The sequence below is a fragment of the Vibrio sp. M250220 genome (assembly GCF_036533795.1).
GTDB lineage: Bacteria > Pseudomonadota > Gammaproteobacteria > Enterobacterales > Vibrionaceae > Vibrio.
On sequence record NZ_JATABI010000044.1, the window covers coordinates 1 to 18,558 of the forward strand.

The following is an 18,558-nucleotide window of genomic DNA, read 5'->3' on the forward strand; positions in this document are numbered from 1 at the left end:
TGTAATAACACTAACTCTTAGTCAAAAAGCGTGCCAAAATTAAAATGTATATATTTCAACAATTTAAGCATTTGTTAATATACAAGCTGAGCAACTTTTTGCTCGAATCGAGCAAGATCTTGCCCAGATCGAGCAAAAAGTTGCCCGGAGAGAAAAGTATTCTCTACACTGTCAGTAGCGCTTTGTCCTTATAATACGTCCCTATAAATCGCATAGAAATCGTCTCGCCTCCGCAGGACTCGTCAATCTAACAAAGCGAATATGTTGATATTGAGGATTGTCCATATCTGCTAAGTACCTTGCACGATTCGAATGATAGGTTTTGATCGTCCACAATAAAATTGAATCTCTACTGAAAAATGATTTGCTCAGCGTTTCTCTATTGCCCGTGTTGGGCCACAACTCTTTGCCTGAAATTGATCGGCTTAAAGCTCGTCTCACTGCATGAAAGAGGGTTCTCGACAATGAGTAGTCAACCCATACCACAGTATCAACGTTATGCCATTTAATGACACGAGTTCGATTGTAATTACCGTCCAGTACCCAGCTCGGCGCTTTCAGCTCATCTTCTAGGCGAGAGAAAAACTCCTCGTCACTGGACTCCTGCCAGTTCGGTTTCCAAAAAAGTCGATCCATTTCGATATGGGGGCACTCAAGGTGACGAGCTAGTTGGGCTGAAAATGTTGATTTTCCGCTACCACTGGTTCCGACTACATTGATCTTGTTCATGCCATTACTTGCCCAACTTGTTGAATATGCGCGCAGTAAAACATGTTAAATGTGCATTTTCAAACATCTAACCAATATTTGTTAACATTTCAGTCGTCTCGCTTCACAAAGCCTTCTAAGGGTAGCTAGCCACATGTATACAAAGTGAAGTATGATTGTTTTATTAGCGAAATAAATGGTTTGAGAGTGAACGCCGCTTATGGCAAATCTAAAAAATTCTGTGGCGAAAAACGTCAAGACAAAAGTCGCCGGCCAAACCCAGGATGACGTGGTTTATTGTCATATCTTTGATGCAATTCTAGAGCAGCGTCTACCTCCAGCAACAAAGCTGAATGAAGAAGCACTCGCTGAAATCTTTAGTGTCAGCCGCACCATCATACGTCGAGCGTTGCTGCGTCTATCGATGGAACAAGTTGTGAGTATTCGTCCTAACCGAGGTGCGATGGTATCTGCACCAACAAAAGATGAGGCGAAACAGATCATCAAAGCGCGTGAGGTGATGGAACTGGCGATTACCGAATTAGCGGTTGAACATGCCACACCAGCCAAAATTGAAGAGTGTCGCCGCTTAGTAGAGAAAGAGAACGACGCATTTGCCAACGGTGACTACGGTAAAGGGTTGCGTTTGTCGGGAGAATTCCATATCAAACTCGCTGAAATGGCCCACAATACGCCTTTGCTGGCATTCCAAAGGAGCTTAGTTTCTCAGACCTCTCTACTCATTGCTCAGTACGAAACTGGTAATCACGCCAACTGTTCACTCGATGAACATTCCAACCTACTTGACGCTATAGAAGCGGGCGATGCCGCACAGGCTTTGTCTCTGATGCAGGAGCATATCAACCACATTCGGTCCCGGCTCAATCTCGACAGTAGCGCTGCCTCTAATGATCTGCATGTTGTCTTCTCGGATATATTGAACCGTAAATAGTCTCTAACACTTCCCTCTGAAATGTAAAATCACAAGCCATTTCTTGTTTCATTTTTGTAAAATCAAAGTTGACCTTGGAGTCAAATCAACCAATTATTGACCCAAAGGTCAGAAAAAACATCGGAACATTAGTGTCAATGCACAAGGAGGTCTCTTGATTACTTTCAATGAAGTCGTGATTTTTTGGCCCTCATCAATCAGGGCATGCATTTCCTCATTAACATGGTCCATCTCTTCACGCATATTGATGATGTCTCTTGCGGAGTTTTCAATCGCATCGCTGACAATAGTCGTTAACGAAGTTGCGGTATGAGCCTGCTCTGCGGTTTCAGACGCGGTATCGGCGACCGTTGAAACCGATTGATTTAACTCGGTCGCAGCGGCGGCTATGGTCGTCAACTGGTGCCTTTGTGCTTCCAGTTTTTCTGCATTGGTATGCGCCGTCGCACCATTGGCCTGCGCTTTCTCACCGAGCGCTTCCGATGAACGATTCACATCTTGCACAATCTGTCGCAGCGACTCAGTAAAACTGTTGATGCCTTCAGTAATGTCAGCAAACTCACGATACTTAGCAGGCGCGAGTTTGTTAGTCAGGTCTCCATCACCCGACGCTAAGTCTTTTATCACCTCAGTCAACTGAGAGATAGGCCTGATTACCGTCATCGCCAACACAGAGACAATAACGATTGAGATGATGATATCGAGCACGATAAGCTCAATAATGCTGGTATTCAGCGAGCTAGCCAACTTGGCATCCAAAGTGCCAGTATCAAAGTAGACCACCACTTCACCCACTGAATGCTCCTCACCATATTCGACAAATATCAGACTGGCTCTAAGGCTGTTTTCAGCGAGAAATTGGGCTTTATTCACTACGTCGACGGTTTGCCGCTGTTCACCATTCCCTTGCTGATTGAGGAACAGCAGATCCTTGCCTTCATTGTCTACTAACTGAATCGCTGCTATCTCTGGCAAATTGAGCTCTGCGGATATGGATACCTTGGCCGACTCCAGATCGAAATCCCATACCGATTTGGGCAAACTGATCTTCATTCGTTGGGTCGTGTTTTCCACTGAATGTGCCAGTTCTTGATGCAAGTTAACTTTGAAACTCTGATATTTGATAAATGCTGACACGAGCAACACAAGGGTCAGAGCGATGATCACCTGAACTAGGAATACGACTTTTAATCTTTTCAAAACTGATCCCTTGGATGAATGAGACAGATAATTAAAAAGTAGTAATTGATTAATCAATAATCAAACAAAGTCATTAATGAGATTAAAATCTCATAAAATAAGGTTCGGGCCGACTCAAAGTCATAGGGGCTTATGCCATGATAAAAGCGCTAAACAAGCTCACAGGACTAGGTATGCCCGAAACGATGGTGATCGCCTAACAATTAGTCATGTTAGGCGTGTTTTTAACTGATTGGAGTTATCTTTAAAAGAGGCTTTGAAGATCGGTTAGATTTGTGGCCGCGCCGTTTCAATCGTAGACGGTGGTAAATGCGGCAAGACGATTTGCGGCAGCTCACCCGTCAAAGATTTGAGAAACTCGGTGATTTTGCCAGACTCATCGTTAGTCAGCTTTTGCCCCAACTGAACGTCTGCCATCACTTCTACCGCTTGTTGAAGATCCCACACTGAGCCGTCGTGGAAGTAGGGGTAGGTAAGCTCAATATTACGCAATGTCGGCACCTTAAAGACAAACTCATCGAACTCTTTGCCAGTAATTGCTTTGCGTCCTACATCTGTGTTGGCGGTTTCAAAAGGCTTCACTAACCCCATTTTTTGGTACATCTGCCCTCCGGCTAAGGGGCCGCTATGACACGCCGTACACCCCTTCGCTTTGAACAGCTCGTAACCTTCCACTTGGGCTGTGGTGAGCGCGCTGTCTTCGCCTCTTAACCACAAGTCAAACGGTGCATTGGGGGTACGAAGCGTTTTCTCAAAGGTCGCGATGGCGTCCGTAACTTGCTCTAAGGTGAACTCTTCCACCCCATACGCTTGTTTGAACCAAGTGCGGTACTGAGGAATCGATTTCAAGGTGTCGATCGCCAACTGATGGGTAAATGCCATCTCTAGCGGATTCTCAATCGGCCCTGCTGCCTGCTCTTGAAGATCTTTGGCACGACCATTCCAGAACTGCACAAAGTTGAGATCCGAGTTAAATACCGTGGGTGAATTGATCGGCCCAATTGCCCATTTATGTCCAATAGAGCTTGGTAGGTTATCCACCCCACCCTTGGCCACGTTATGACATGAGTTACACGAAATCGTGTTAGAGGCTGATAGTCGAGGCTCAAACCATAAGGTTTTTCCCAATTCAACTTTCTTCGCATCCAACCCAACAACCGGATCAATCACTTTGATCGGTTCTTGCGCCTGTCGTTCTGCCAAGGTCACAAATGACACGACAGATAAGAGACTCACTGCAATGATTTTTTTCATCGTTACTTCCTTTCTCGAGAGTTATTCCAATCTCACTAGAGTTGCGCATTTCTTGACCGATGCGCTTTGGCAAGTAACTTAAAGCAAACGATTTTGCGGTGATAACGCAAAAAAACGATGGTTTTTATGACAAAAATCGATGTTAAAAGCGCGTAATCTGCACAAAGCTTGTGCAATCTTTCATCGCGCGCGTCGATTTACTATTTGTTTACATTTTTATAAAGAATGTAATCGACGCCTTTGTTGATGCAAATCAAACAAAGAAACCGTGGAAGACCTCGCTTGTTTAGTGACTTAGCCATTACGACAGCTCTTATGGTTAAACGCGTATTTTCAATGCCGCTGAGTTAAGTTTCTCTCTCAGAGACAACGCCGAGTGAAGAAACTGCTTGGTGGGACATTAAGCTTAAGAAATTACAATGCTCGCTGCATAGTAGTGCAACTACAAATTGTATTTCACCATTTTGGAGATATGACTCGAGTTTTATTGGACGGGTTTGGCTGCGATATATTTATTTAGCACTCGCTGCATTAAATCCATTCTCACAGGTTTAGGAACAACATCGTTGAAACCCTGTTCAATGTAGTGCAACGCATCTCTATCTGAGTTATTGGCGGTTAAGGCAACGATTGCCGTTCCTGGAGCTAAGTTTTCCCTGCGGATGGTTTTCAGAGCCTCTATGCCATCCATCACCGGCATTTGGATGTCCATAAAAACAATATCAAAATGGTGCTGTTTGAGAATATCTAAACACTCTTGTCCATTGCCTGCGGTAGTCGTCTCGACCTGTAGGGTATTCAGCATCTTTTGTGCAACGATCTGATTGACTCTCATGTCCTCAACAATCAGAGCAGAGAGCCCTGTACTATTCGGCGCAACATCAATGTTCGCGCTCTTTTCCTGCCCTGTATTTCTGCTACAAACTGCGTTAATTAAACTAAAAATATCGTAGGGTTTGGTCAGCTTTGTCACCCACTCCGAATCAGGGGCAGCGACGTGAAGATCGCCAATCACTATGCACGGTTTCACCTCCGCAATCGCATCGTTGTCACTGAATCCCTGAGCGCCACTGAGGTAGTGAACGGTCAGCTCTCCGTTGTCGTCAAACAATCCAAGTTGGTTCAGCTCTGACGAAATTAACCTTTGTACTCGGATATCTTGCGCGACAACTCGTATGCGCTGATTGCGAATCTGTGGACAGAGAATCGTCTTTTCTCCTTCTACTACAACGGGGATGGATACGTTGAACTGTGTTCCTTGCCCAAGCTCACTTTGCACCTCTAATCTACCCTTCATCATGTTGATAAGTGACTGACATATGGATAACCCCAATCCCGTACCACCGTACTTCCTCGTGATTGAGTCATCTGCCTGAACAAACTCCTCAAACACCTTATTAAGTTGTTGTTGCGACATTCCAATACCAGTATCAGTCACAGATAACTTTAGATAGCTTTGTTGGTCTAGGGTCTCAACCGATAACGATACATCCACATATCCGCTATCAGTAAACTTGAGGGCGTTATAGCTAAGATTATTGATGATTTGCAGTAACTTCGTTTTGTCACCAACAATCTTGTAATCCTTCTCCATCGGTGAGCAAAACATAATCTCAACATCGGGTTTGTTGGTTTCAACAAAAATGGTCTTGGATAATTTGATGAGTTCACTACAGTAGAAAACATCTCGGTCAAGCTTCATCTTGCCCTGTTCGATCTTACTCAAATCCAGCACGCTATTGATGAGCTTTAGTAGGTGTTTCCCAGAGTCATTAATCATAGCCACAAAACTGCGCGTCTGCTCGTCTGTGTTGAGGTAATATTCTTTGTGGCTCAAGCCGATAACCGCATTGAGTGGTGTTCGCATCTCATGGGACATATTGGCAAGAAATCGCGCTTTAGCCGTCGCGCTTTGCTCGGCAAGCTTCTTAGCCTCTTCCATTTTATCCGTGCGCTCTTTTAAGTCTCGACTCAGTTTAATTTGATTGAGATACATCCATGAAATCACACCAACCATCATTGCCAAACAAGCAGAAATGACCGCGAGATAGGTGTATTGCTGGCTGTAGAACTGCTGTTTCTGTTGTACAAACATCATCTGATTTTTTTGCACTTCAGAGACGAACGATGACATATAAACATTGAGTTGCGAGTAGAGGCTATTTAACTGAGTCAACACGGTTTTCAGCTTCAACTCACTCTCATCCAACGTCATCTGGTCTAGATTGTTTCCTAGCGCATCTAATCTGGTACGAATCGATGCTAACTTCTTTACGTCACCAAACTGTTGGTGAATCTGAACGGTTCTCTCCGCATGCAAATCTTGTAATATACTGGAGCGATAGACGCGCACCTTCATCTTCATTCTCGCCAAAGACCGTTCCGAGCGGTCACGTGAAAACTCAATAATTTCCAGCTTGAGCATCAATAACTTACCTTTAGCGGAGATGTTATTGTTCACGATTGTCACGTACGGCTGCGGCGGAATTCGCTGAAACTCGCTCATAGAATGAAAAAAGTAAACCACCATTACAATCAGTACCGCACATAGCACTGATGTAATAATGACAAATAGGCGCCCCTGCGTGAGGAGTGGTTTATCCATATCTTTACTCAATGACCAGTTCCTTTACCTGCCAAACCGACAAACTATAGTAGTAGTCGTTTCTCAGTTCAGGATTCTCTGAAAATGGATACACAATAAAGAAGGGGCCTTTGTCGTCGATTGTCATCCTCTTTCCGGCTTCGTGAGTGGCAAGCAACAAACCGTACTTTTCGGCATCGGCGATCGGCATCGTCACCACGTAATCGTCCCAAGCAACTACCTTCAACGTTTCTCCCTCAGCACCGACATAATCAAGCACTGAGACAAGCTTAGGGCCGGTATACTCGACGATTTGTTCGACAACATGGTTATTGGTCATGATAGATCCTTGCTCTAGCGCGAGGATCATTTCTTCATCAAACACGACACCCTGATTAGAGTTAGATTGGGTGATATTGCCCGAAACCCAAAGAACTGGCTCTGATTTAGGGGCAGGAAGCGCATAAGCGAGATTAATGAGGCTAAGAGCTAAACTCAGTAAAGTGGTGTATCTGACACCGCGGATAAGTGCTGCTGACATCAATTCATTTCCTCCAGACCTAACTTTTTTATAGCCATGAGCAAAACTTCAATTAATTTCAGTATAGACAAGGATTTCTACCACTAATAAAACTCACTTCGACGTTGTTGATGCCAATATATAACGTTATGAAACCGATAACTAATTGTTAGGAGTGCAGGCATTGCGGCCTGCGACTTCTACCAACGACCTGTAAAAAACCCCGGAACAGGGGCCGGGGGATCTCAAGTGAGATAAAGAGCGGGAAATACCACGTTTGCATGAATCACGCCTACCGGATTAGCCGTCCGGTAAGCGGGATGGGGAGTGCGATAGTTGTTGTGACGAGAGCGGAGCAAACCTTTCGCGGGCAATGCAGGATCGGGGTCGCGGTTCTCTTCAATCGCACTGACCAGATTACGCTGAGCAGGCATGATCCCAGCGTACGCAACCGCCGGCGCTCTGATGTATGTTGCTTTCGTTATGATGAGCAGTATGCAGCACGTCGATTGGAAGGATTTCACCAACGGAGCACCTGCCGCCATCACAGCGCTAATGCTGCCTCTAACCTTCTCCATTGCTAACGGTATCGCACTTGGTTTTATCACCTATACAGTGCTCAAAGTCGCTACCGGTAAGACAAAAGATGTTTCCATCTCAATGTACTTCCTGACGGTGATATTCGTTGCCAAGCTCATCTATATCTAAACCTGATTCGCCGCAATTATTTCAAGCAAACACACCACTAGCCTGATACAAGATTCAGGCTAGTGGTCAACATACACATTTCGTGACCCTACGCAGTTTGTAGAAGTCTGTTGTCCAGTCAAAGAGAGCCGGCTTTGTGCGGTGTTCTCTGAGGTAAAACCAATGAAACTTCTGTACTCGCTTAACCAAAAACCGCCACACGATATTGCTAACTTTCTTCACTCAGGTATCACCACCAGTACGATAGTGACGGTTCTTCTGCACCAATTGTTACCGAAGTCGAGTCGCAAAGAAGAGCGTGAAGCTCTCACGGAGAGTCGCAATCAAGTACAAGAGAAAATCGCAAAAAAAGCCCAAGCAGAGGAAGAAGCTCGCGAGGCTCAGGTTGAGCTCAAAGCACAGCAGGATTATTGTTGTAGTATTGGCAAATAGTTTGATTGATTCTGCTTCACATTAATGGGGGTAAATCACGGGTGGATTAGGGACAGCAGTACATTGTAGTAGCCTAGCCAGAATGGAGTATAGACAAGCGTTTAAAGTATTTAAATTATCAGCAAACATCTGTGAAATGCATCGCGGCTAATTTTGAAGAATGGGATATGCTTAAGACAATGATAATTAAGGAACTCAATCAAGATGAAAAAATTGATCATTCTGTTGCTGGCGGTCTTTAGTGTTCCTTCCATCGCTTCAGAACGTGCCGATATTGGCTGGCAGTGGATCAAGCAGGGTGCATTAATCGTCGATGTTCGAACCCCGCAGGAGTTCGAAGCCGGGCACCTAGACAACGCTGTCAACTACCCCCTATCTCAACTTGCGACGCACTTTGCCAACATCGACAAAGAGAAACAAATCGTCCTCTACTGCCGGAGCGGAAACCGCTCAGGTCAAGCCTATCAATACTTAGTTTCTCAAGGGTTTACTAATCTGCACAATGCTGGCGGTTTGGTCGAGATACAAAATGCTCAGTAACCTCTACTGAGCATCATCCTCTAAATCTGATACTGCTTAACCAAACTCAGAGCGGTTTGGTAGGAGTCTATCAGCTCAGCCTGATTCTTACCGTGATTGTGATAAATGCTCATTAAGCATCGGGTAAGCGTCTTTAATCATCGCCAACACAGCCTCAACTCGTTTAAAGCAAGGTTAAGTGGACACACACCATAAAGGATGAAAATGGTATGAGTTGTTGATACCTCGGTGGAAGGCTGGATTATTCCAGATTGTCGCATGTAGGCGACTTTCTTAACCTAAGTGAATCAAACACTACTTGGGGAAAAAGATGACAATCGCCAGAAAACACCAACTGTGTGTCGATGCCACACCTTACTATCATTGCGTTTCTCGCTGTGTCAGACGAAGTTTTCTATGTGGAAAAGACCCCGTTACCCAGCAGTGCTATGAACACCGACGGGCTTGGATTAAAAGAAAGATGTTGGCGCTATCGCAAGTCTATTGCATCGATATCTGCGCTTACGCCATCATGGCCAACCACTATCATCTAGTTGTGCATATCAATTGTTCAAAAGCCCTAAACTTATCTCATCAAGAAGTGGTTGAGCGTTGGAAGCAAGACCACAAGTTGCCAAGTTTAATAACGAGGTGGTTAGATGGGAAACTCACCAATAATGTTGAAGTCGAAGCATGTATGACTATTATTGAGTCGTGGCGAGAACGGTTATGGAACCTAAGTTGGTTTATGAAAGAGCTCAACTTTGACATTGCTTGCCAAGCGAACAAAGAGGACGAGTGTAAAGGCCATTTTTGGGAAAGTCGTTTTAAAAGTCAGGCCTTGCTTGATGAACAAGCACTTGCTGCCACCATGGCTTACGTTGATTTAAATCCATTAAGGGCTAGGATAGCAGATACTCCCGAGACTTCAGACTATACATCAATTCAGGCGAGAATAGAGGCACTAAACAATCAGCAAGAAACGGCTCCTTACCTCCATCCATTTATAGGCAATTCGGCAGACATTCAACTCGATGGTATTCCATTTCGACTTATCGAGTATATTGAACTGGTTGACTGGACTGCACGTCAATTCCGAGAGGGCAAAGCCCAGCTAAGTAGAAGCATTCCACCAATATTAGAGCGTTTGAATATCAACAAGCTAAAGTGGCTTAATGCTTGTACAGAGTTAGAACGTCGCCGGGCGACCAGTATAGGCTGTATCACGAGCGCAATAATGGCCAAGCACGTGTTTAATAGAAAACGAATTAATTTGTTTCGATTGGACAGTTAGTTTTAGTGCTAAACTTATGATTTCTAACTAAACCTGACGGGCTTAGCGCTTTTCAATACCTCAAGAATCCCCATAAGACCTAACCAACACTAAAATCGCTGCAATATTGAAATTAATCTCAAAGTGCGTTGATAAAACCCACGACTAGCAAAGCAACTTTCACCAAACATAGCTGAACTCGTTATGGTGTCTGTCCTTAATGTCCCTTAATGTCCTTAATGTTCAGTCCTTAAGGTTCTTCAACAACTTCTTCTGGTGCCTGTCCCTGTAACACCCCTGTAACAAAAAAGGCCCTTAGCAATTTAAGAGCCTTAATATCTGTTGTCTGTGGTTTAAAGGTGGGAATTAAGCGTTTTCTGCGTCTGCTACCATTGCTTTTGCTAGCGCTTCTGCGACTTTAATACCGTCGATGCCAGCAGATAAGATACCACCCGCGTAACCAGCACCCTCACCAGCAGGGTAGAAACCTTTAAGGTTTATGCTCTGGAAGTCTTTACCACGTTTGATACACACTGGTGAAGACGTACGAGTCTCTACACCGGTTAGTAGACCATCTTCCGAGGCAAACCCTTTGATCTTCTTATCAAACGCTGGAATGGCTTCGCGGATTGCTTCAATTGCGAAATCTGGCAATGCTTTCGAGATGTCAGTCAGCTTGATACCTGGTGTAAATGATGGTTCAACATCACCAATCTGGCTTGGATCACGACCTTTAAGGAAATCACCGATCTTCTGAGCTGGCGCATCGTAGTTTTCGCCGCCCAGTACATATGCGCCCGACTCAAGTTCACGTTGGAAACGAATACCTGCAAGTGGGTCTCCAGGGTAATCGCGCTCAGGGTCGATACCAACAACGATAGCACTGTTTGCGTTGCGCTCTGAACGTGAGTATTGGCTCATACCGTTAGTAACAACTCGCCCTTCTTCTGAAGTCGCCGCTACTACCGTTCCGCCCGGACACATACAGAAGCTGTACACAGTACGGCCATTCTTACAGTGGTGAACCAGTTTGTAATCCGCGGCGCCAAGAATTGGGTTACCTGCGTTTGGTCCAAAACGAGCTTCATCAATCATCGACTGTTTATGTTCGACACGGAATCCCACAGAGAATGGTTTCGCTTCCATGTAAACACCGCGATCATGCAGCATCTCAAACGTGTCACGAGCACTGTGACCAACTGCAAGAACAACATAGCGTGAATGAATTTGCTCACCATTTGACAATGTAAGACCAGTAATCTGTTCACCATCCATGTGGATGTCATCGACACGAGTACTGAAACGAATTTCACCACCTAGCTCGATGATTTTCGCACGCATTTTCTCAATCATGGTAACCAGCTTAAAGGTACCAATATGTGGCTTACTGACGTATAGAATCTCTTCTGGTGCGCCTGCTTCAACAAACTCAGTGATCACTTTACGACCGTAGAAGTTTGGATCTTTCACTTGGCTGTATAGCTTACCGTCAGAAAAAGTACCTGCACCACCCTCACCAAACTGTACGTTTGATTCTGTATTTAGGGTGCGTTTGCGCCAAAAGCCAAACGTATCTTTAGTACGCTCACGTACTTCTTTACCACGCTCGACAATAATAGGATTGAAACCCATCTGCGCGAGAACAAGACCGGCAAATAGACCACAAGGACCAAAACCGATCACAACTGGACGCTCTGTTAGGTTCTTAGGTGCCTGAGCGACAAACTTATATTCCATATCTGGCGTCTGTTTAACGTGCGGATCGCTAACGAACTGCTCAAGCAATGCTGCTTCGTTCTCGACCACAACGTCCAGAGTATAGATAAGTAGGATGTTCGCTTTCTTACGAGCATCGTAGCCACGTCTAAAGATATTGAAAGAGATAACTTGGTCAGCTGAAATACCAAGTTTCTTTGTAATAGCAGCGATTAACGCCCCTTCCTCGTGATCTAGAGGAAGCTTGAGTTCATTTAAACGTATCATGTAGATGTCTCGTAATCATAGGTGTCTTAGCCAAGCCGAAAAGGCGAGCTCACAATGGCGCGCATTTTACGAGAAATTGATTTGTCTGTCATACTAAAATCAGTTTGGTGAACTTATTTACACGAAGATTCACTGCATAGAATGTTGAATTTTGCCTTGGGATGAGTATTATCCCCATTCTTCAATTTTGACTAACTAAAGAGCGGATCGTCATGGCGTTTGTGGTAACGGATAACTGTATCCAATGTAAATATACTGACTGTGTTGCGGTATGCCCTGCTGATGCCTTCCATGAAGGGCCAAACTTTATGGTGATCAACCCTATTGAATGTATCGATTGTGGTCTATGTGTTGACGAATGTGATGCACACGCGATCTTTCAAGAAGACGAAGTGCCAGATGATCAAACCATCTACATTCAGTTAAATGCGGAATTGGCAGAATTGTGGCCAGTTCAAACGGAAGTCAAACCAGCCATGGACGAAGCAGAAAAATGGAATGGCGTGCCTAACAAACTAGACATGCTGGAAAAATAGAAGCGAGCGATTCACTCCTCTCTCGCGACTTGATACGCTGCGTCTTAGCTGTGCTGACGACGCAGGTTATCGAGAATAATTCCCGTCGCCATTGCCACATTCAATGATTCGGCACCACCGAAAGCGGGAATAGTAATCTTATCAGTGACGTATTTTGCCGCTTGCTCGCGAATGCCGTGAGACTCACTGCCCATCAATAAAATACCTTGCGCAGCAAACTTAGTCTTATGCACGCTCTCACCCTCTAAAAACGCACCATAAACAGGCAATTTCGCTTGTTCCAGATACTCAGGCAAGTCTAACTGGCTAACTGTCACACGGCCAAAGCTACCCATGGTCGCGCTGATCGTTTTTGGATTATAAGGATCAGCACAATCCGTACTGGCAATAATGTGCTTAATGCCATACCAGTCAGCAACGCGAATAATGGTGCCCAGATTACCCGGATCCGAAACGCCATCTAAAGCAATCATCAACCCTTGCGCCTTTGGCACTTCTACACTTGGGATCTCAACCACAGCAATCGCCGCATTGTTACTCACCAGCGTACTCGCTTTAGTCAGGTCATCGAGCGAAGCTTCTATACACTCGAACCCACCTAACTCATGGCTGTGCTGCGCTAAAAATTCACTGGTAGCAAACACATGCTTCACCGACAGTGTGCTGTTGACCAACTCAAGGACATTCTTTTCACCCTGAACCAAAAACAGACCATGCGCCTTGCGCTGTTTCTTTTGGCCTAAAGCTCGAAGTAATTTAAGTTGGTTTTTCGAAATCATAATCTTTCCAGAGTGAAATTGGGGTGTCCCGGATAAAAGCGCAAGGATTATAGATGAAAGCGATTTAACCTGCCACCTGCTTACTGCTCATGGGTCATTTTTGTTGCCACCGCAAAACGGTTCCAGGCATTGATCATGATCACTTGCATCATCGCCTGCGCCAACAACTCCTCACCAAGATATTCACCCGCGACTTGGTAAACCTCATCAGACACTCCGCCTTTCGCAATCAGTGTCATTTCATCAGTCAGTGCCAGTACCGCTCTCTCTTCAGCGTCAAACAGCGGCGACTCCTTCCATGCCGCCAGAGCAAACAGCTTTTTAGCATCAATACCCAGCTTCTCCGCTTCGGTCACATGCATTTCAATACAGTAAGCGCACTGGTTAATCATCGAGGCACGCAGCTTTATAAGCTTCTTAAGCGACGCCGACAAGCGGGCTTCAGCTACATAACCCTCTACGCTTAACATCGCCGTTAACGCTTTGGGTTCCACTTGAGCAATATTGATTCGTGTAGTCATAGTCTGTTCCTTTAGGTGATTGTTCGAAAATTCACCGCCATTGTGATTCAATCTATATTTATGCAGAATACCCAACCTAATCGATTCAGTTTTGCACAAAACGCAAAGGCGAGGTAAGACAGTGTTAGACCTAATCCGAATCTTTAATCAAGTGGTCGAGTCAGGCAGTTTTTCTCAGGCCGGCAGCGTGTTGAACATGGCACCTTCATCGGTGGCGAGAAACATAGACAACCTCGAAGCCCAACTCAAAACCACACTGTTCAGGCGCAGCACGCGACAACTACTGCTTACCGAAGAAGGCCAGTACTTTCACCAACAGGCGCTGCCACTGCTCGACAACGCTAACACTCTGGTTGAAGAGATGAAGAAAACCCATCGTCAACCGGAAGGGCTATTACGCATCTCCGCCTTTGAGAGTTTCGGCAATATCTTCCTAGCCCCTTTGATTCCGAAGTTTTTGCAGCAATACCCAAAAGTCAAAGTCGAGCTTGAACTGGATAATAAGGTCGTCGATCTCAACAGCGAAAATATCGATATAGCCATCCGTATCGGCTCACCTAAAGACAGCCGTTTACGAGCTCGCAAACTGATAACCAATCAAACCCTTCTGGTCGCTTCCCCTGACTACCTCAATAACCATCCCGAGATCACCGCACCCGAAGACCTGGCCGATCACAATTGCTTACTCATCAGCCAGAAACGCCAACGAAGTCACTGGCACTTCCAGCATGGTAAAGTAAACAAACAGGTGATGGTCACAGGCAACCTAAGTTCACGAGGGGGCTCCCCTGTACTGTGGGGCGCACTTCAAGGCACTGGTGTACTACTGCTGTCCGACTGGATGGTCAAACCCTATCTGCAACAAGGCAGACTGGTACACCTATTACCAGAGTGGCATGCTTCATATGGGGAGAACCGAAGTGGAGAGATCTACGCTCTGTATAAGACAACCCAGTACCCGAAACCTCATATTCGTGCCTTTATCGATTTTATCCTCAATAACCTCGATCAGATTTATACCCTGCAAGCATCGACATAGCAGCACTCTCGTGGCTCAGTGTTCAACTCAGCAAAGATGACTTAACCTGAGTTTTAACAAAACCGCCAATAGCATTCACTACACCATTGCGGTAACATTGCCGACCTTTTTTCAATGGTAGGAGGTTCGAATGTTTATTGGCTTTGACTATGGAACAGCAAACTGCTCGGTAGCGAAAATTGAGCAAGGTGAACCAAAGCTACTCAAACTGGAAGGGGACAGCGTTTACATTCCTTCTACCTTATCGGCACCGACTCGTGAGGCAGTTGCAGAATATCTGTTTAAGTTCCGCGATATCAAACCACTTGATGCTATTGGCGAACAAGTGCTTCGCCGTGCAATTAACTTAAACCGCGAAGACGGAGTTGAGTTTGTCGCAGAAGAAGTGGCCTTTGGTCAGGCTGCACTTGATCACTACCTACAAGACCCAAGCGAAAGCTACTATGTAAAATCACCAAAATCTTTCCTTGGCACATCGGGGCTGCGCGATGTACAAGTCAGTTTTTTCGAGGATCTGGTGTGCGCCATGATGGACAACATCAAACGCAATGCAGAGCAAGACGCCGGACAAATCATTACTGACACAGTCATTGGTCGCCCAGTGAACTTCCACGGTCGTGATAGCGAAGCAGCTAACCGTCAGGCCGAAGAGATCCTACGCAAAGCAGCGACTCGTGCAGGTTTTAAGAACATCGAATTTCAGTTTGAACCCGTCGCCGCTGGCCTAGAATATGAAGCATCACTCACTGAAAACAAAACCATATTAGTGGTTGATATTGGTGGTGGTACGACCGACTGTTCCTTGATCGAGATGGGACCAAACTGGCGCGGACAGTCTGACCGTACTCAAAGCCTGCTGGCGCATAGCGGTCAACGTGTAGGCGGAAACGACTTAGATATCGCACTGGCGTTTAAACAGCTGATGACTCCTTTTGGTTTAGGCAGTAAAACGACCTCTGACATCGTGATGCCGACCATTCAGTTCTGGAACCCGATAGCGATCAACAGCGTAGACGCACAGGCGGACTTCTACTCCCGTTCAAACCTAGCGACGTTAAAACAGCTCCATAAAGACGCTCAAGAGCCCGAAAAGCTATTACGCCTGATCGAAGTGTTCAATGAAACCCTAGGTTATCATTTGGTACGTCAGGCGGAGGAAGCCAAAATTGCGCTTTCTGATCATCCTCACTATCGCGCAACAATGCAACTGTTATCAGAACAGTTGGAAGTGGATATCAGTTTTGAGGACATGACCAATGCGATCGAATCACCAAAACAGAAGATGACAGAACTGGTCAAAGAAGCCGTTGAACAAGGTGGCATCACGCCTGATGCTATCTTTATGACTGGCGGTTCCGCTCGCTCTCCTATTTTGCGTAACGCTGTTCAACAAACCCTGCCTAACATTCAGGTTGTCAGTGGCAACTACTTTGGCTCGGTGACCGCTGGGCTCGCGCGCTGGGCAGAAGTCTGCTTTAAATAACAAATCGTCTCAAACGAAAGCTTGAGACGATTTACATTGTAAATCGGAATTATTAAAGTCTTTGAGCTGACTCGTAAATGGACAACATCACCTCTGTTTAGCAAAAGGTTTCAAATTCCTACATAAAATTCATTATTTTTGTCTCGCTTTTTGCACTTGAACGAAATTTTCCAAATTAAAATGCGAAAAACCTATCTGATTAATCTACACTTTTTGTCGATTATCATTTCTTACATCGCAGTTCCTTAGAGGAAAACATCATGAGAATTTCACCTTTAGTGTTAGCACTACTCTCTGTCAGTGGTACGGCAGTAGCGTCTAGTCCAACAAAGCCATTCGCAGATACTATTTATGTTGGCGGCGATATCATTACCGTTAACGACTCCAACCTAACCGCTGAAGCTATCGCGATTAAAAATGGTCGCATCTTAGCGGTTGGTAAAAAATCAGAACTGATGGCGTTGCGAGATGATCATACCAATATTGTTGATTTAGATGGAAAAGCCATGATACCTGGCTTTATCGATGGTCATGGACATGTTTTTAACACTGGGGTTCAAGCGTTGTCTGCCAACTTACTTGCCGCTCCAGACGGCAACGTAAGTGACATATCATCCTTACAAAAAGCACTAAGCTCTTGGGTTGCAAAGCCTGAAAACAGCAAACATGGAATCATTCTAGGCTTTGGCTATGATGACTCACAGCTAAAAGAACAAAGGCATCCTACTCGTCAGGAGTTGGATGTGGTGTCTAAAGAGCTACCGATACTGATTATTCATCAGTCCGGGCACTTAGCAACCTTGAACAGCAAAGCATTGCAACTCGCAGGCCTAACAGCAGAAAGTACCGACCCAGATGGGGGGAAAATTCGCAGAGAGAGCGACGGAAAAACACCTAATGGGGTACTAGAGGAGACCGCTTTCTTTGGCACCTTACTGCCGCTAATGGCCAAACTCAACGCAAAAGAAAATGAAGTAATTTTTAAAGCGGGTATGGAGTTATATGCGAGTTTTGGTTACACCACCGCACAAGAAGGGCGTGCTTCGACGTCTGCCGTGAAAACCATGTATGACTTAGCTCAACAAGGAAAACTCCCGATCGATGTGGCCGCGTATCCTGATATTCAAGTAGCTAAAGAAGCCATTGCTCCACCGTATTACTCAAGCGAATATTCTAATGGATTTCGAGTGGCAGGCGCTAAGCTTAACCTCGATGGTTCTCCTCAGGGCAAAACCGCGTGGCTAACAAAACCCTATCTCATTCCACCAGTTGGTCAAGAGAAAGGCTACAAAGGTTATCCAAGCATGAGTGATGAAAAAGCTGCCGAATTCATTGAGTTGGCGCAACGCAATGGATGGCAGTTGTTAACCCACGTCAACGGTGATGCCGCGATTGACCAGTTACTTAACGGAATTGAAGCAAGTGAAAAAATCCATGGTATCGCAGACCGAGGCTTTGTCGCGATACATGCTCAGACTGCTCGTAAAGATCAGGTTGAGCGATTTAAACAATTGGGCGTATTTCCTTCGTTTTTTCCAATGCATACCTTCTATTGGGGTGATTGGCACATGAACTCTGTTTTGGGCAAAGGACGTGCAGAGAATATCTCCCCTACAGGTTGGGCGCGAGACTTGGGAATGATCTATACCTCGCACCATGATTCGCCTGTAGCTCTGCCTAATTCCATGCGAGTCTATTCCGCAACCGTTAATCGTGTCAGTCGTACTGGTCATGTGTTGGGGCAAAAACAACGTGTCTCGGCACTAGACGGATTGAAATCGCAAACCTTGTGGGCAGCGATTCAATACAAAGAAGAGAAAAATAAAGGATCACTAGAAGTAGGTAAACTCGCTGACCTAGTTATTTTGTCCGAGAATCCACTAACAGCAAAACCTGAAACACTGGCTGATATCAAAGTGTTGGAAACGATAAAAGAAGGTCAAACGGTCTATTCAAGTGCTCAAAACGTTGCTTCGGGTAGTTGTGTAAACACCAAGCGATGTCAGGAAATCGCCACCGCTACGATGATTTCAGCAGGGCTATTGCATCATTCGCATTGATGCGCTC

General features: G+C 45.3%; 14 protein-coding genes and 5 pseudogenes. 10 read left to right on the plus strand and 9 right to left on the minus strand.

The features are described from left to right. Window positions 1-201: 201 nt before the first annotated feature. Window positions 202-729, minus strand: coding sequence for an AAA family ATPase (locus tag QTN94_RS14845; protein WP_331428111.1), 528 nt, complete (start codon window positions 727-729; stop codon window positions 202-204). A gap of 199 nt (window positions 730-928) precedes the next feature. On the opposite strand from QTN94_RS14845, the gene QTN94_RS14850 reads away from it, so the two are divergent. Next, the gene (locus tag QTN94_RS14850; protein ID WP_331417923.1) at window positions 929-1,660 is read left to right on the plus strand and encodes a GntR family transcriptional regulator; all 732 of its coding nucleotides are present in this window, start codon (window positions 929-931) and stop codon (window positions 1,658-1,660) included. Window positions 1,661-1,816: 156 nt separating this feature from the next. Here the strand turns inward: QTN94_RS14850 and QTN94_RS14855 are convergent. Beyond that, a pseudogene (locus tag QTN94_RS14855) lies at window positions 1,817-2,860 on the minus strand (methyl-accepting chemotaxis protein); the annotation flags it as partial. 267 nt (window positions 2,861-3,127) lie between these two features. Beyond that, window positions 3,128-4,114, minus strand: a complete 987-nt coding sequence (locus QTN94_RS14860) for a cytochrome-c peroxidase (RefSeq protein ID WP_331417920.1) — start codon at window positions 4,112-4,114, stop codon at window positions 3,128-3,130. A 249-nt stretch (window positions 4,115-4,363) separates the two neighbouring features. Here QTN94_RS14860 and QTN94_RS14865 point away from each other — a divergent pair. Continuing rightward, a pseudogene (locus QTN94_RS14865) lies at window positions 4,364-4,459 on the plus strand (IS5/IS1182 family transposase); the annotation flags it as partial. Between the two features lie 139 nt (window positions 4,460-4,598). Here the strand turns inward: QTN94_RS14865 and QTN94_RS14870 are convergent. The 3 genes and pseudogenes from QTN94_RS14870 to QTN94_RS14880 all read right to left on the minus strand — a co-directional run. Further along, entirely contained in the window at window positions 4,599-6,719 is a 2,121-nt protein-coding gene (locus QTN94_RS14870; protein ID WP_331428113.1) for an ATP-binding protein, read from the minus strand. Window positions 6,720-6,723: 4 nt separating this feature from the next. After that, on the minus strand, window positions 6,724-7,239 hold the full coding sequence (locus QTN94_RS14875; protein ID WP_138971512.1) for a hypothetical protein: 516 nt from the start codon (window positions 7,237-7,239) through the stop codon (window positions 6,724-6,726). Between the two features lie 305 nt (window positions 7,240-7,544). Beyond that, a pseudogene (locus tag QTN94_RS14880) lies at window positions 7,545-7,655 on the minus strand (urate hydroxylase PuuD); the annotation flags it as partial. On the opposite strand from QTN94_RS14880, the pseudogene QTN94_RS14885 reads away from it, so the two are divergent. The 4 genes and pseudogenes from QTN94_RS14885 to QTN94_RS14900 form a co-directional block, all read left to right on the plus strand. Then, window positions 7,645-7,926 (plus strand): annotated as a pseudogene (locus QTN94_RS14885) (NCS2 family permease); the annotation flags it as partial. The pseudogenes QTN94_RS14880 and QTN94_RS14885 overlap by 11 nt on opposite strands. Window positions 7,927-8,106: 180 nt before the next feature. Then, window positions 8,107-8,358: pseudogene (locus QTN94_RS14890) on the plus strand (purine permease); the annotation flags it as partial. Between the two features lie 204 nt (window positions 8,359-8,562). After that, window positions 8,563-8,898 (plus strand): rhodanese-like domain-containing protein, encoded by a 336-nt coding sequence (locus QTN94_RS14895; protein ID WP_331417917.1) that lies wholly within the window; start codon window positions 8,563-8,565, stop codon window positions 8,896-8,898. A 310-nt stretch (window positions 8,899-9,208) separates the two neighbouring features. Further along, window positions 9,209-10,171 carry a transposase gene (locus tag QTN94_RS14900; protein WP_331428114.1) on the plus strand — a complete coding sequence of 321 codons (963 nt, stop codon included), beginning with the start codon at window positions 9,209-9,211 and terminating at the stop codon, window positions 10,169-10,171. A gap of 345 nt (window positions 10,172-10,516) precedes the next feature. Here the strand turns inward: QTN94_RS14900 and QTN94_RS14905 are convergent, their stop codons facing one another. Continuing rightward, the gene (locus QTN94_RS14905) at window positions 10,517-12,133 is read right to left on the minus strand and encodes an NAD(P)/FAD-dependent oxidoreductase (RefSeq protein WP_331417915.1); all 1,617 of its coding nucleotides are present in this window, start codon (window positions 12,131-12,133) and stop codon (window positions 10,517-10,519) included. A gap of 212 nt (window positions 12,134-12,345) precedes the next feature. On the opposite strand from QTN94_RS14905, the gene fdxA reads away from it, so the two are divergent. Then, a complete protein-coding gene (gene fdxA, locus QTN94_RS14910) occupies window positions 12,346-12,669 on the plus strand; it encodes a ferredoxin FdxA (protein ID WP_006880303.1) in 324 nt (107 codons plus the stop codon). Between the two features lie 44 nt (window positions 12,670-12,713). On the opposite strand, the gene QTN94_RS14915 is transcribed toward fdxA, so the two are convergent. Next, entirely contained in the window at window positions 12,714-13,448 is a 735-nt protein-coding gene (locus tag QTN94_RS14915; protein ID WP_331417914.1) for an RNA methyltransferase, read from the minus strand. Window positions 13,449-13,528: 80 nt separating this feature from the next. Beyond that, window positions 13,529-13,969 carry a carboxymuconolactone decarboxylase family protein gene (locus QTN94_RS14920; RefSeq protein ID WP_331417913.1) on the minus strand — a complete coding sequence of 147 codons (441 nt, stop codon included), beginning with the start codon at window positions 13,967-13,969 and terminating at the stop codon, window positions 13,529-13,531. 121 nt (window positions 13,970-14,090) lie between these two features. Here QTN94_RS14920 and QTN94_RS14925 point away from each other — a divergent pair, with 121 nt between their 5' ends. The 3 genes from QTN94_RS14925 (at window position 14,091) to QTN94_RS14935 (ending at window position 18,551) form a co-directional block, all read left to right on the plus strand. Next, window positions 14,091-15,008 carry a LysR family transcriptional regulator gene (locus QTN94_RS14925; protein ID WP_331417912.1) on the plus strand — a complete coding sequence of 306 codons (918 nt, stop codon included), beginning with the start codon at window positions 14,091-14,093 and terminating at the stop codon, window positions 15,006-15,008. Window positions 15,009-15,138: 130 nt separating this feature from the next. Further along, on the plus strand, window positions 15,139-16,491 hold the full coding sequence (gene yegD, locus QTN94_RS14930; RefSeq protein ID WP_331417911.1) for a molecular chaperone: 1,353 nt from the start codon (window positions 15,139-15,141) through the stop codon (window positions 16,489-16,491). A gap of 260 nt (window positions 16,492-16,751) precedes the next feature. Beyond that, window positions 16,752-18,551, plus strand: a complete 1,800-nt coding sequence (locus QTN94_RS14935; RefSeq protein ID WP_331417910.1) for an amidohydrolase — start codon at window positions 16,752-16,754, stop codon at window positions 18,549-18,551. Window positions 18,552-18,558: the final 7 nt, after the last annotated feature.